Source organism: Corallococcus sp. BB11-1 (assembly GCF_026626625.1).
Taxonomy (GTDB): Bacteria; Myxococcota; Myxococcia; order Myxococcales; family Myxococcaceae; genus Corallococcus; species Corallococcus soli.
This window is the reverse complement of sequence record NZ_JAPNJY010000007.1, coordinates 628,147-642,232: the sequence shown is the minus strand read 5'-3', so window position 1 is coordinate 642,232 and position 14,086 is coordinate 628,147. Positions and strand designations below refer to the sequence as shown.

At 70.1% G+C, this 14,086-nt stretch carries 8 protein-coding genes; 6 read left to right on the top strand and 2 right to left on the bottom strand.

Annotated features, from left to right (window positions below; translation table 11 throughout):
- Positions 1-12 precede the first annotated feature (12 nt).
- Both OV207_RS09355 and OV207_RS09350 read left to right on the top strand, forming a co-directional pair.
- Positions 13-2,259 (top strand): ATP-binding protein, encoded by a 2,247-nt coding sequence (locus tag OV207_RS09355; RefSeq protein WP_267554359.1) that lies wholly within the window; start codon positions 13-15, stop codon positions 2,257-2,259.
- A 53-nt stretch (positions 2,260-2,312) separates the two neighbouring features.
- On the top strand, positions 2,313-3,677 hold the full coding sequence (locus OV207_RS09350) for a hypothetical protein (protein WP_267554357.1): 1,365 nt from the start codon (positions 2,313-2,315) through the stop codon (positions 3,675-3,677).
- 10 nt (positions 3,678-3,687) lie between these two features.
- Here OV207_RS09350 and OV207_RS09345 read toward each other — a convergent pair whose 3' ends face one another.
- Together OV207_RS09345 and OV207_RS09340 are read right to left on the bottom strand one after the other, a co-directional pair.
- A complete protein-coding gene (locus OV207_RS09345) occupies positions 3,688-4,011 on the bottom strand; it encodes a hypothetical protein (RefSeq protein WP_267554356.1) in 324 nt (107 codons plus the stop codon).
- A 174-nt stretch (positions 4,012-4,185) separates the two neighbouring features.
- Positions 4,186-5,373, bottom strand: a complete 1,188-nt coding sequence (locus tag OV207_RS09340) for a cyclic nucleotide-binding domain-containing protein (RefSeq protein ID WP_267554354.1) — start codon at positions 5,371-5,373, stop codon at positions 4,186-4,188.
- Between the two features lie 147 nt (positions 5,374-5,520).
- On the opposite strand from OV207_RS09340, the gene OV207_RS09335 reads away from it, so the two are divergent.
- From OV207_RS09335 to OV207_RS09320, 4 genes are all read left to right on the top strand, one after another.
- Entirely contained in the window at positions 5,521-6,507 is a 987-nt protein-coding gene (locus OV207_RS09335) for a Rieske 2Fe-2S domain-containing protein (RefSeq protein WP_267554352.1), read from the top strand.
- On the top strand, positions 6,494-7,405 hold the full coding sequence (locus OV207_RS09330; protein ID WP_267554351.1) for a fatty acid desaturase: 912 nt from the start codon (positions 6,494-6,496) through the stop codon (positions 7,403-7,405). The genes OV207_RS09335 and OV207_RS09330 overlap by 14 nt, the downstream gene beginning before the upstream one ends.
- The gene (locus OV207_RS09325; RefSeq protein ID WP_267554349.1) at positions 7,402-8,913 is read left to right on the top strand and encodes a phosphatase PAP2 family protein; all 1,512 of its coding nucleotides are present in this window, start codon (positions 7,402-7,404) and stop codon (positions 8,911-8,913) included. The genes OV207_RS09330 and OV207_RS09325 overlap by 4 nt, the downstream gene beginning before the upstream one ends.
- 303 nt (positions 8,914-9,216) lie before the next feature.
- On the top strand, positions 9,217-14,058 hold the full coding sequence (locus OV207_RS09320) for a hypothetical protein (protein ID WP_267554347.1): 4,842 nt from the start codon (positions 9,217-9,219) through the stop codon (positions 14,056-14,058).
- The last annotated feature ends 28 nt before the right edge of the window (positions 14,059-14,086 follow it).

The window sequence follows — 14,086 nt, the reverse complement described above, 5'->3', positions numbered from 1 at the left end:
GGGAACACCATCATGTCTGATTACGGCAGAGGTCCTGGAGGCCCGGGCCCCATCCCACCGCTCAATGGCAACGCCCACCCGGGTCCTGTCCGCAATGGGCAGGCAATGCACCCCATGAACGGGCATCCGCAGCCTCCGCCCGCGGGGCCGGGACCTCGGGCAACCACCGGGCCCTCCGGAAACCGGATTCCTTCACAGCCCCCCGTCCCACCGGGCCTCCCCACCACGGTCCGGCAGGTCCGGGGGCCGCAGACGCCCCCAGGGAGTCCGTCCCCCAGGGGTCCACCGCCGCCCTCGGGAGGCCCCCCTTCAGGCGGCAAGAGCATCGTTCAGGAGACGCCTCCGGAGGTCCTCCACGCGCTGGCCTCCGCGCAGGTGGATGCCCAGGAGGCCGCGAAGGTGGATCCCGAACTGGCCTTCGCGGTGGGCTTCACCCACTTCGACACGTCGGCCAGCCACGACAACCTCATCACCGTGCTGTCGACGAAGGAGGACCTGCCCCGGCTGGCCTCCCAGACGCTGGTGCGCGTGAAGTCACGCGAGGACAAGCGCTCCTACCTGGGCGTGGTCGTGAGTGGGCCCTTCGCGGAGCCGAACGCCGTGCCCGCGAACTCCTCCATGGCCATTGGCGTGGTCACCCATGGAAAGAAGCTGACCTATACGTTCGACTACCACGGCCGTGCCGAGGTGGAGCTGTTGGGCGAGGAGGTCGGCGGCATCCTTCACCCGCCCCGCTTCCGACCCCGTCCCCAGAGCCCCGTCTTCATCCTGGATGAAGAGGAGAGCGCGCGGGTCCTGGGCATGGGGCTCGCGGGGGAGGCGGGGGCGGAGCTGAGCCTCGGCATGGTGGTGGGGTACGAGGGGATGGAGGCCCGCCTCAATCCCCGCGACAAGTCCATCCTGCCCCGGCACACCGGCATTATCGGGACCACGGGCGGCGGCAAGTCCACCACCGTCGCCACGCTCATCTATCAGGCCCAGCTCGCGGGCATCGCCACCATCGTGTTCGACGTGGAGGGTGAATACACGCACATCAACAAGCCCACGGACCAGCCAGCCATGCAGGAGGCCCTCAAGCGGCGCCGCAAGCGGCCTGATGGCGTGAAGGACCTGCACATCCACCATCTCCTGGGACGTGCGACGCGGAATCGGGAGCATCGCCCCCTGCACCGCTTCTCGCTGAACTTCTCCAGCCTGTCGCCCTATGCGCTGGCGGAGATCCTGGACATGACGGATGCGCAGCAGGAGCGCTTCCTCAAGGCATACGACGTCACCAAGCTGCTGCTGGAGGACTTCGGCATCTTCCCCACCAACGAGCAAGAACGGCGGCACATGTTGGAGGTGGACGAGCTGTCCACCGGCTACCCCCGCATGACCATCCAGCACGTGCTGGACGTCGTGAACGCGTATCTCTACAGCCTCAGCGATGATGGCAAGACGGAGGCGCGCGCCGCCCGCCCCAAGCCAGCCGCCCGCAAGCGCGCCCCCGTCCAGGACGACCTGAAGCTGGGAGAAGAGCCCGCCGAGGACGAGCCCACGCCCCTCACCTCCAGCCTCCAGCTCTTCAGCGAGTTCAAGACCAGCCCCGGGCGCGTCATGGCGCGGGTCATGGCCGCGAGCAGCCGCAATGAGATCAGCTGGAAGGCGCTGGCCAGCAAGCTCCACCGGCTGCGCCGCCTCAACATCTTCGACATGGGGTCCAGCGAGGGCGTGAAGTACGACGCGATGCTCACGCCCGGGCGCGTGTCCGTCATCGATCTGTCGGACACGGACTCGCCGCAGATCAACAACCTGGTCATCGCGGACATCCTGCGCGGCCTCCAGGAGCGGCAGGAGCTGTCCTACGAGAAGGCCAACCGCCAGGGCGGTGAGGTCACCCCGGTGCTCATCATCATCGAGGAGGCCCACGAGTTCCTGTCCGCCAACCGCATCACGCAGATGCCGGTGCTCTTCGAACAGGTGGCGCGCATCGCGAAGCGGGGCCGCAAGCGGTGGCTGGGGCTCGTCTTCGTCACCCAGCTTCCCCAGCACCTGCCCAACGAGGTGCTGGGTCTGCTCAACAACTTCATCATCCACAAGATCACCGACGGCGCCGTCATCAGCCGGATGCAGAAGACGGTGGGCAGCATCGACGAGAGCCTGTGGAACCGCGTGTCCCGGCTGGCCCCTGGCCAGGCGCTGGTGTCCTTCAGCAACTTCACCCGCCCGCTGATGGTGGCCGTGGACCCGGCGCCCGTGAAGCGCCTGCTCGTCGAGTAGTCCCCCCCAGCTCCAGGACGCTGGAGGGTGGGAGCGATATAGAGCGCGTCGCCATGCTCCTTCCCACCCTCCTCGCCTCCGCCATCGTCGCCCAGGCCCCCGCCTCCCCTGCCTCCCGCGCCGCGGAGACCCTGGGCCTGGGCCCCGTCCTGGATGCCGTCGCGCACCAGGGCGTGACGTACGCGGCGCTCGGACGCGGCGGCATCGCCGTGCTCAAGCTCGACGGCGCCACGCCCCAGCTCGTGCGGCGCGTCGAGGAGGGCCGTCGCTTCGTGCGGCTCGTCATCGTCAACCAGTCGCTCCTCGCCATCGAGCAGCGCGAGGAGGCCCACGCCTTCTCGCTCGCCACGCCGGAGCAGCCCCAGCCGGATTCGCTGGCGTCGGCGCTGGGCTCGGCGCGCGACCTCACCGTCGTCACCGAAGCGCCCCCCACGCCCCAGGCGCCTGCGAGGACGCCTCCCCCGGTGGCCGCGCGGCTGACCGTCACCGCCGTGAAGGATGGCGACGTGACGCTCTCCGGCGGAGACACCGCGGGCGTGCGCGAAGGGGCCCGCGTCCGCGTCCGCACGCAGGACTCCCGCGAGGTGGTGCTGGAGGTCGTCGAGTCCCGCGAGCACTCCGCGCTCGCGCGCCTGGGCCGGGGGGAGAGCGTGCGCGTGGGCGACACCGGCACCCTCACCGACGCGCCCGTGACCGCGCGGCTCTTCTTCCCCGAGCCCGGCGTGCCGCGCCTGCGCTACGGCTTCCACGCCCGCCCGTTCCTCGCGCTGGACGCGACCACCCGGGCGGGCAACTCCGCGCGCGCGGGCGGGCTGCTGTTGGACGCCTTCGTCGCATGGCGCCCGGGAGACAGCCCCGTGGTGCTGAGCGCCCGGTTGGAGCCCGTGGGCTTCGGCCTGGGCACCGGCCTGCGGCACAGCCCGGGCGCGGCCTACGTCGCCGTGGCCTACGCCACCGACTTCCTGGAGGTGGGCATCGGCGCGGGAGCGCTGTTCGGCCAGAAGGCGTGCTACCCCGCACTCGACCCGGACACGTACCAGGAGGTTGAAGGCAAGAACGTCTGCGAATCCAACGCAGGCCCGTCCATCCAGCAGGTGCTGCGGCTGGGCGCGCTCGACGGGTTCCACCTCGCGTGGAGCTCGTCCATCCTCTCGCGCGACAACCAGTTCCGCTTCGGCTCGGGCCGGGGCGAGGTCCAGGTGCCCCTCACCCCCAGCCTGTCCCTCTTCGGCGCGGGCGGTGGCGCGGCCAGCGGCTGGAACTTCGGCGAGCTGGGCGTGCGCAGCTTCCTCAGGGGCAACGGCGGCGTCGGCACCACGGTGCTCTCCGCGAGCCTGGGCATCGTCTCGCTCTCCGACGGCACCGGGAATCCCCTCACCGGACCGTCGGTCTCCATTGGCATCGAGCGCCGCCCCTGAGGGGACGGCTTCAGTGGCCGGACGCCATCGACGCGGAAAACTCCTCCGGCACCAGGGAGCCGGAGATGGGGAAGTCCTTCGGCGCCCGGTTCCACACCTTCTGGCCCAACTTGCGGACAGGGCCTCGCGGGATGCGGCCCAGGCCCATGAAGGCCAGCGACAACACCCCCAGGCCGATGGCCCCCGAGGCCACCTGGGCGAAGAGCCCCGGCCTCGCGCGGCGTGAGCCCCCCAGGCCCAGCAGCGGCAGCGCGGCGATGGGCGTGGCGGCCAGCACCAGCCACGTCCGCCAGTGCGCGCGAGCCTGGGTCTTCAGTGCCGCGATCGAAGCCATGGGGCATCCTTCCGAACAGGTGGGTCCACCAGGAGGATGGGGGCGACCGGGTGACCGCGAAAGGCCCCCGCTCCGTGCTCGCCTGCCCCTTGCCGGCCGAGCACCGGATGCCCAGGCCCTCATGACCGCCCACCCGCCGGGGGAGCAGACGCTCCCTCCTTCCGGGCCCCTGCTTCAGCCGCTCAGCGCCCGCACGCGCGCCGCGAGGCTCTGCGTGAAGAGCCGGTAGATGTGCAGCGACGCCGTGTCGTGCGTGGCCAGGAAGTGCTGGAAGCTCTCGCGGGTGATGCGCAGCGCGCGCACCGCGGTCTTCGCCCGCACGTTCGCGGACACCGGGCCGTCCTGCACGAGGGAGATCTCCCCCAGGTGCGAGCCCGGCCCCAGGGTGTTGAGCAGCCGCGCGTTGGGTTCGTTGCCGCTGAAGACGTCCACGGAGCCCTCCAGCAACACCAGCAGCCCGGTGCCGGGGGCGCCCTTCTCCAGCATCACCGTGCCCGGCGTCGCCGTCACCGGCCGCGCCAGCCGGTACAGATCCTTCATGTCCTCCAACGGCAGCTCGCCAAAGATGGGAATGGCCTTGAGGAAGCGGTAGCCGCTCGCCTCCGGCACGGACGCCCCGGCGGCGAGCCGCGCCAGCAGCGCCTCCGCCTCCACGTCCAGCCCCATGCGCCGCAGCAGGCGCGCCTTCTCCGTGACGAGCACCGGATCCACGCGCAACAGCTCGGAGCTGCTCAGCGCGTCCGCCAGCACCGCGAGCGCCCGGTGCGTGAAGCCCCCCGCGTCCAGCACCTTGCAGGTGCGCAGCACGGCTTCGACGTAGCGGGGATCCTCCGCGAGCACGCCGCCCAGCGCCTCGGCCTCCGCGTGCGCCTGTCCCAGTTGGTGGTACAGGTCCGCGGCCTCGAAGGGGCGTCCCAGGCGGACCAGGCAGTGCGCCATGGATTCGCTGGCGCCCAGGCCCCGGTACACCTCCAGCGCGCGCTCCAGCGCCCCACCGCGCTCGAAGGCCGCCGCGGCGCGCTCCACCTCGCCCGCGCGCAGGTAGGCCTCCGCCGCCGCCACGTGCTGGCCGCCCTGCGCGTACAGGTCCGCCACCTTCACGTCGTCGCCGCTGCCATCCAGCAGCCGCGCCGCGCCCGTGAAGTCGCGCGCCCGGCGCAGCACGTCCACCAGCCAGTGGCGCTCCTTCGCGGTGCCCTGCGAGGCCTCCTTGCGCAGACGCTCGCGCTGCGCGGCCCCCAGTTCCTCGTAGAGCTGCGCCGCGCGCTCCGGCTCTCCCTGCGCCGCCAGGGTCTGCACCACCTGGAGCGTGCCGCCTCGCATCGCGCCGCCCCGTCCGCTGCCCGCCGTCTCGCCTGCCATGTCGCCTTCCCTTCCCGGACCCGCACCGCCTCGGACGACGTGCCCGGTTCCGCCAGCGTCCTGACTAAACAGGAACCCGGGCGCAAAGCTACCACTCCACCATCCTCCCGTGGCCCAAGGGACACCGGGTCCGCTAGGGTCCGGGCCATGGCTGTCCCCGTGCCGGCCGGGGAGGATGTGGCACGCCTCCCCGGGCCCGTGTGTCCGCGCTCCTGGTACCTCGTGGGTCCTTCCGCGTCACTGCGGCGGGGCCAGACGAGGGGTGTGCAGGTGGGTGGGCGGGAGCTGGTGGTGTTCCGGAGCGCGTCGGGCCGGGTGCACGCGCTGGAGGCGCACTGTCCCCACCTGGGGGCCCACCTGAAGCACGGCACCGTCCAGGGCGAGCTGTTGCGCTGCCCCCTGCACCACTGGAGCTTCGACGGGGCGGGCCGGTGCCGCGCCGTGCCGGGCCAGGGGGACGTATCCCACCTGCCGGGTCCTCGTGCCTTCCCGGCGGAGGAGCGCTTCGGGGGGGTGCTGGTCTTCAACGGCCCCACGGCGCTCTTCCCGCCACCGGACGTGGGCGGCCCGGAGCACGTGTGGAGCGTGGGCGAGCCGGTGACGGTGCGCTGTCCGTGGCTGCCGCTCGCGGCGAACTCGTTCGACCTGGAGCACCTGCGCACGGTGCACCACCGGGAGCTGTGGGACGTGCCCACATTGGACACGCCGGATCCGTTCACGCTGCGTCTGCGCTACACGTCGCGGGTCATCGGCACCGGGGCGAGCGACCGGGTGATGAAGGCGCTGTCGGGCAACCGCATCCGCGTGACGCTCATGCTGCACGGGGGCACGTTGATGTCGGTGCGGAGCGACCTGGGCCGGGCGCGGGGCTTGCTGCTCGCGGCCCTGACGCCGGTGCCAGAAGGGGTGTCGGTGCGGCTCGCCGTCGCCGCGCGAAGGGGGCGCGTCCCGGGCGCGGCGGCGCTGGCGCTCGCGGTGTCGCGGTGGCTCTACACGTCGTTCCTGCGCCGCGACCTGTTCGTGCTGGACGGGATGCGCTTCAACGTCGCCACGGCGACCGCGGATCCGGTGATGCGCCAGTTGCTAGACTTCGCCATCGGGCTGCCCGAGGACCCGGCCGATGCGCGCCGATGACGCCCCGCCCATCCCGGCCGCGCTCAACGCGGTCCTGCTCGCCGCGGCGATGGGCGCGGGGGCGCTGTGCCTGTGGACGGCGTCGCACGCGGAAGGACTGGCGCTGCGACTGGTGGCGGCCGGGGTGTTCTCCTACGTGAACAACACGGTGTTCTCGCTGTTGCACGAAGCGACGCACGGCGTGCTGCATCCGTCGAAGCGCGTGAACAACGGGCTCGGGCGCCTGGCGGCGACGTTCTTCCCGACGTCGTTCACGTTGCAGCGCGCCTTCCACCTGACGCACCACCGCCACAACCGCACGGACCGCGAGCAGTTCGACTACCTGCGCCCGGGCGACCACCGCTGGCTCAAGCGCGCGCAGTGGTACGCCATCCTCACCGGCATCTACTGGGTGTTCGTGCCGGTGGGGGCGCTCGTGTTCGCGCTCGCGCCGGGGTTGCTGAAGCGGCTGCGAGGCACGGGCACGCGCTACGGGGAGCAGACCGGCGCGGACGCGTACCTGGGGCGGCTGGAGGAGGCACCGGGCGGCGCCATCCGCGCCGAGGTGGTGTGGATGGTGGCCGTGCAGGCGGGGCTGGCGTACGCGCTGGACCTGACGTTGGGAGGCTGGGCGCTGTGCTACGCGGCGTTCGCGGTGAACTGGAGTTCGCTCCAGTACGCGGACCACGCGTGGTCCCCGCTGGACGTGCGCGAAGGCGCCTGGGACCTGCGGGTCGCCGCGCCGGTGCGCTGGGTGTTCCTCAACTACCACTACCACCGGGCCCATCACGCGCATCCCCAGGTGCCCTGGCTCTACCTGGGCCGCTACGTGGATGAGCGCGTCCCGCGCCCCGGGTTCCTGCGCATCTGGCTGTCGATGTGGCGGGGGCCGCGACCATTGCCGGAGAAGGCGCCATGAGCGAATCCCCCGCGCTCCTCGGGTGGCCGACGTCCGGGGAGCTGAAGCGCACGGGGGCGCTCGCGCTCGGCTTCACGCTGTTCTTCCTGGCGGTCTACGGGGGCGCGAGCTGGGTGACCGGCTTCCATCCCGGCGGCCTGCGGGTGGACCTGCCCTTCGAGCAGCACATCCCGTTCATCCCCGGCTGGGCCGCCGTCTACGTCAGCATGGACGTGCTGCTGTTGCTGTCCCTGTTCATCTTCCGGACGTGGCGACAGATGCTCCCCTTCGCGCTGGCGCTGTGCGCGGAGACCGTGCTGGGCGCGCTCTGCTTCCTCCTCCTTCCCGTCGAGGTCGCGTGGCCACCGCGCGCCGTGACGGGTGGATGGACGCAGGTCTTCCACCTCGCGGACACGATGAACCTGGAGCGCAACTACCTGCCCTCGCTCCACGTCGCCTTCGCCTGCACAGCGGCCATTGCCTACGGTGAGCGTTCAGGGCCGGTGGCCCGCACGGTGTTCGCGCTGTGGGCCCTGGCCATCGCGGCGTCCACGCTGCTCATCCACGAGCACCACCTGGTGGACGTGTTCGCCGGAGCGCTGCTGGCCTGGGGCACGTGGCGCGTCGTGGCGCCCCGGGTTCGGGAGGCAGGGTTCGTCGAGGCCGTGCGGGTGGAGGCGCTCTGCGCGCGGGAGATGTACCGCTTCGCGCGCCGGCACCCGCGCTACGGACTCATCGCGCTGGCGCTGTACCAGCAGTCCGTGGGGCGCTGGCGCAAGGCACGCAGGGCGCGGGCGGGGTTCTGCTTCCTCCAGCTCGTGGACGACGTGCTGGATGGGGACCGTCCCGTGGAAGGCGAGCCGCTGGAGCACATCGACGCGCTCCTCGTGCGGCTGGAGACCGGCGCGCCCCAGGTGCCCGGGGCATCGTCCGAGTTCCACGACACCGCGACGACGCTGGGACGGGTCCTGCTCACGGAGCTGTCCGATGACCGGGCCCGCGCGCAGGTGCTCGAACTGGTGCGCACGATGCAGAAGGACCGCGAGCGGGTGCGCGACGGTCGCTGGTGGGACGCGGCCGCGCTCCAGGCGCACCATGCGGCCACCTTCCGACTGTCGGTGGACCTGATGCTGCACGTCGCGGATGCGCGCGTGCGAGCGGAAGAGGCCCCGTCCCTGCTCGCGGCGCTGGGCTGGTGCTCCGTGATGCGCGACCTGCGCGAGGACCTGGCGCAGGGCCTCTTCAACGTGCCCGCCGACGTCGCGGAGGAGGTGCGCGCCAGCGGCCATGACCCCGCGAGCCTCGACGCCCTGCTCGCCTCCGAAGCCGGGCGGGCCTGGGTGCTCGCCGAACATCAGCGGGCCCGGGCGCTGCTTGATCGGTCAGCGGTGGAGCTGGCCACCCTGGAGGGCAGGCCAGGAGCACCGCTGCTCCGCCTGTTCCACCGCTCGGTGGAGTCCTTCTGGGCGAAGAGGCTTCCCCGGAGGATGCCCTTCCTCCGCCAGTCGTCCGCGCTCAGGACCTCTTGAACTGTGACAGGCGCCGCATCCCCTGGGCGACTCAGCAGGAGCAGGCAGGCGGATGACAGCCCTCCGCGGGACGTCTGGACTTCAATCGCAGCCACGCCATGTAACAGGCGCGGTTGACGCTCCGTCAACCGCGCGTGAGTGCCCCATGAGGGGCCTGCCTGAAACATTTCTCACTCTTTGATAAACAGGTTTGAACTCAAATTGTTGTATCTTTCACTGTGCGCTCCAGAAACAATTCATGCGCCAATGAAACTTTACGGACAGCTAGAAACCTCGGAACCCAGCAACCTGGAAGCCTGCACGTTGCTGCTGGGCCAGACGCCCAAAGCGCCGCTCTTCACCGCGGAGATCACGGACCCTCAGGGTGGGTTCTTCTTCCAGAAGCTCACGGCCTCCGCGCTTCCCTTCCCCCTTTCGCTCTATGTGCTCATTGAGGGGACCCCCGTCGTGGAGCACACCTTCGCCGACAAGGCCGCGCTGAACGCGGTGCTGGTCGCGGAGAGCAAGTCCGCGGAAGCGGCCCGGCTCGTCATCCTCCAGTTGCCCGCGCGCGCTCCCGTCGTGAAGGTGGCTCAGCGCACTCAGGTCATGGCGACCACGGAGCCTGCGTCGGCTTCCCGGGCCCCGCTGGAGGCCTCTCAGCAGACCCGCCAGGTCACCGCGGCGATGCCGAAACAGGAGGTGGAGTTCATCTCCATTCAGGGCGCGGTGGAGAGCTCCGCCGGCTCGGTCACGGGGTACACCCTGGAGGTCTCCTGTCCGGACACCATCGCCGGAGACAGCGAGGTCACGCCCATCCACCAGGAGCGCCTGCTGGGCCCCACGGGCGCCTTCCAACTGGACCTCGCCGTCACCGGCCGCTTCTCCGCCAGCCCCCTCACCTTCGTGGTGCGCACCCCCAACGGCCTGCCCACCCGGCTCATCTCACCCACGCACCTCACCGTGAGCCAGGCGGCGAAGCTGGCGGTGGTGAAGGTGCAGGTGGAGCCGTTCTCGCCCATCGTCCTCGTGCCAGGCTCCAGTGCCGCGCCAGCCACGCGTGTCCTCAAGGGACGCCTGGTGGACCCCACGGGCAGGGCGCTGAAGCGGCAGCAGATCCTCTTCCAGGCCCTGCGCGGCGACGGGACGAGCCCCCCGCTGAAGATCTCCCTCGCCGCGGTCACCACGCACAGCAGCGGCAACTTCTCCGTGGTGGTCCCCAACGAGCCATTCCTCGCGGCCCACGCGGTGGTCTCCTCCCGTCCCGAGGACGAACTCCCCATCGCGCTCAACGCGGATGGCACGTTCCCCGCGTTCACCCTGCTGGTCGTCGAGACAGGGACCACGGCCGAGGATGGCGGCGGTGAAGACGACTGCGCCTGCCATGACCCGACCCCGCGCCTGCCGGGGACGGAGGAGCTCGTCGCCAACGCGTCCAGCTACTCGCAGGACATCGGTGGCTCCTGCGTCAACTTCACCGTCCCCAACCGGACGCTGGAGGAGTTCAGCCACTACGCCATCGTCCGCACCACGGATCCGCGCGGCCAGCTCGTCCCCATCCGCGAAGCGCCCGCCTGGGAGTGGAATGGCGACACCTCCGACCCGGTCGGCTACGCCCGTCATCTCCACCGCACCTTGCGGCAGACGCTGGGGACCAAGAACCCCCTGCGCTGGGACGACGACGCCAACGACTACGAGCTGTATCAGGCCGTCTCGCTGGCGCACGGCCACGTGCTCCACTTCAAGCAGACCTTCAAGGCGGACGGCTATTCGATGGGAGACCTGCTCTACTCCCTGCCGCTGGCCCCCGGTCAGAAGAAGCAGCTCGTCATCTACGACTGGAACCGGGAGGACGGGGCCTCGCGCGACGAGGCCACGGTGGCCGAAGAGGGTTTGACGCACAGCCTGTCGCGAGACCGCGACATCGACGAAATCCTCAGCGGGACCGTCCAGGAGTCCATGCGGGGTGGCAGCTCGGCCAAGACGCGAGGCTTCTCCTTCGGCCTGGGGGGCGCTGGCAGCGGCAGCAAGAACGGCGTGGCCGTGGGGCTGTCGACCGGCTTCAGCATCTCCGGCGGTTCGGGGACGTCCTCCGCGTGGCAGGACAACACCCGCGACATGACGTCCAGCCTGCACAACCGGCTGCGTGACGCCACCATGCAGGCCACGTCCTCCGTGCGCAGCCAGCGCGCCACCGTCGTCACCAGCGCGAAGCAGGGCGAATCGCTCTCCGTGCAGACCGAGGTGGTGGCCAACCACAACCACTGCCACGCGCTGACCATCCAGTACTTTGAAATCCTCCGGCACTTCGTCATCGAGCAGCAGGTGGTGGACGTCCAGGAGTGTCTCTTCGTCCCCTTGATGATGAGCCTCTTCACGGACGCGAAGATCCTGCGCTGGCGCGAGTGCCTGTCCGAGCACCTGCTCTACTCCGGGGACACGACCCGGGGGCAGGAGCTGCGCCGGGGGTTCGACGCGCTGGAGCGCATTGCCCAGAACTACCAGGGCACGGACTTCCCCCGCCGCGTGGAGCCCTCCGGCGCGGTGACGTTCCTTCCCTTCAGCGAGGAGTCCATCGAGGAGTTCTCCGGTGAGCTCCAGCTCCGCCTGACGCTGAGCCGTCCGGCGGATCAACCGGATGGGACGATTGACGCGGCCGCCTGGGCCACCCTGAGCCACGTCTTCCTGGGACTGGACATCCAAGGCATCCGCAACCTGTTCCTCAAGCTCTCCATCGAGGAGCGGGAGCGCGCCTTCCAGACGCAACACGCCCCCGCGCTCGCCCGCAACTTCGTCGAGCAGCTTCGCTTCGAGGCCATCCTCGCGAACGGGACGACGGTGAAGGACCTGCGGCTGGACTGCACCCTGCTCACCGACTACGCCCCGGGCCGGCCGTTGACCGTCTCCGTGCGCTCCACGCGGACCACGGACCTGAAGGCGCTCAAGGCCGGGGTGGCCCAGCAGCCCTTCTCCGGCACCCCCGCGGACCTCAAGCGCAATCAGATTGTCGGGCTGCGGCTGAGCGCCCCCAGCGTGAGCCTGTCGGGCAGCTTCGCCGTGCTCGACCGGGGCACGCTGCGCTACCGCACGCCCCACTTCAGCGGGACGCTGGTGAATGACCAGGCCATCCGCAACGACATCGGCTTCGCGGATCAAATCTACCTGCCCACGCCCATGAAGCCCGAGGAGCAGCGCAACCCCTGGCAGGAGGATCAACGGCTGGCCCAGCAGCTCAGGGACCATCTCAACCAGGAGAACCTCGAGTACTACCACCACACCATCTGGTGCCACGGCATCACACCGCACCGTCGGTACATGATGCTGGACCGCATCCATCTGGCGCAGGACGACTTCAACTCCATCTATGCGCAACGCGGGGTGCTGGGCCGCTCCCTGGCCTCGCTGGTGGAGAACCGGCTGCTGGGGGTCGCGGGCAACTCCCTCGTCTTCCCGGTGGCCCGTGGCCTCAACCTGGACCCCACCTATGAGATGGGCACCCCGGACCAGAGCGGCAGTGGGGCCATTGCCCATGCCTCGCTGCTGGAGCACTACCAGACGGAGGCCGAGCGCGAAGGGGGCCAGGGCTCCGTCTTCCGCCTGAGCGTGCCCACGCCCGGAGTCTTCGCGGAGGCCGTGCGCGGCGCCTGCAACGCCTGCGAGCGCATTGATGACACGCGCTTCTGGAGATGGGAGCAGTCGCCCACGGACGAGCCCACCGCCATCAACCCGGTGAGCACGGACAGCCGCTACCAGACGCCGCAGAGCACCACGCCCACCTCGCTCCCGCAGCCCATCGTCAACATCCAGAACGCACCGGCCGCGCCGGACCCCACGGGGGTGGGTTCGCTGCTGACCGCGCTCGGTCAGGTGAGCCCCTTCGCCAACCTGACGGGCCTGGACCAGAACCAGAAGAACGCCCTGACGGCGATGACCTCCAACCAGGAGACCGCGCGGGCCTTCGGGGAGATGGCCACGAAGCTCGCGATGTCGGCCCAGAGCAGCCGCAACTCCGCCGTCCTGAACGAGCAGATCGACAAGGCCTTCCCTGTCGCCAGGGCCCCGGCGAAGAACCAGGAGTGGAAGGAGCGGCTGCTGAACGCACAGCTCGGCGGCGAGTCGGTGGCTTCGGGCTCGAAGGCGTCGCCGCTGGAGCAGTTGGACCTGAGGGAGACCATCAATGCGGTCCGCGGCTCGCCTGGCATGGAGGTGGACGTGGGTCCATCCCAGGTCGCGGTGCGCAACCGCTCTGGCGCCAGGCGCGGCAGCTCCGCGACCTCCGCCCCGGAGGTCGCGGACGAGCAGCCGTCCGCGACGGAGTGGCCTTTCATCGAGGGCTACTCGCAGATCACAGCGCTCTACCCCCGACTGACGCAGATCCTCGAAAGTTCGAGCGTCTTCCGTCAGTCCGTCATCGAGCCCTTCTCCGGCCCCAGCGCCGCGGTCCCGTTGATCATCGAGGCCCATCCGACCGCCCCCAACGGCTTCGATGGCCAGTGCATCATCGAGGTGAGGGATCCTTCCGACACGACGACGCCGGGCGGCACCTGGATTTCGCTCCTCCAGCTCACCCGGGACCTCGCCGGGTTCGACATGGCCCGCGACGTGCGGATCCGCGTCCTGATCGCGATGAGGGGACAGGCCACCTCACATCCGGGCGGCATGCTCCTGATCATCTCCCACGAGTGGGCGCTGCATGCGCTTGGCTGCCGCGAGACGATTCTCCGGGCCCGAAGCGAGGCCTGGACGCTCAAGGCGCTGCGCGACTTCTACGTCGCCGAGGTGAGCAGCCATCAGCACCACCGGCAGATCGGATCGAGCACCAATGCGACGTACGAAGCGGTGAACGATGACCTGGAGCGGTTGCTCAATGAGGTGACCCCGCTGCTCACCGTGAGGATCAAGCGGTCGTACATTGATGGGCAGTCCCAACTGCTGCCGCTGCCCACCCGTGCCGTCGCGCCCCTTCCGTCCAGGATCTACAACTTGAACCACCAGCACAGCCTGTACACGGCCTACCAGATGTTCGTGTTCGAGCGAGAGATGGAGAAGAGCTACAAATACAATCCGGCGCATCCCATGAACTACCTGCAGGAGGGCACGTCGGCCGACGCCTGGCCGTGGGATTACCTCGATTCCAACCAGACGCAGCGGCCAGTGGAGCCGTAGTCCGCGGTAGCGCGGCCGGGAGGGCGCT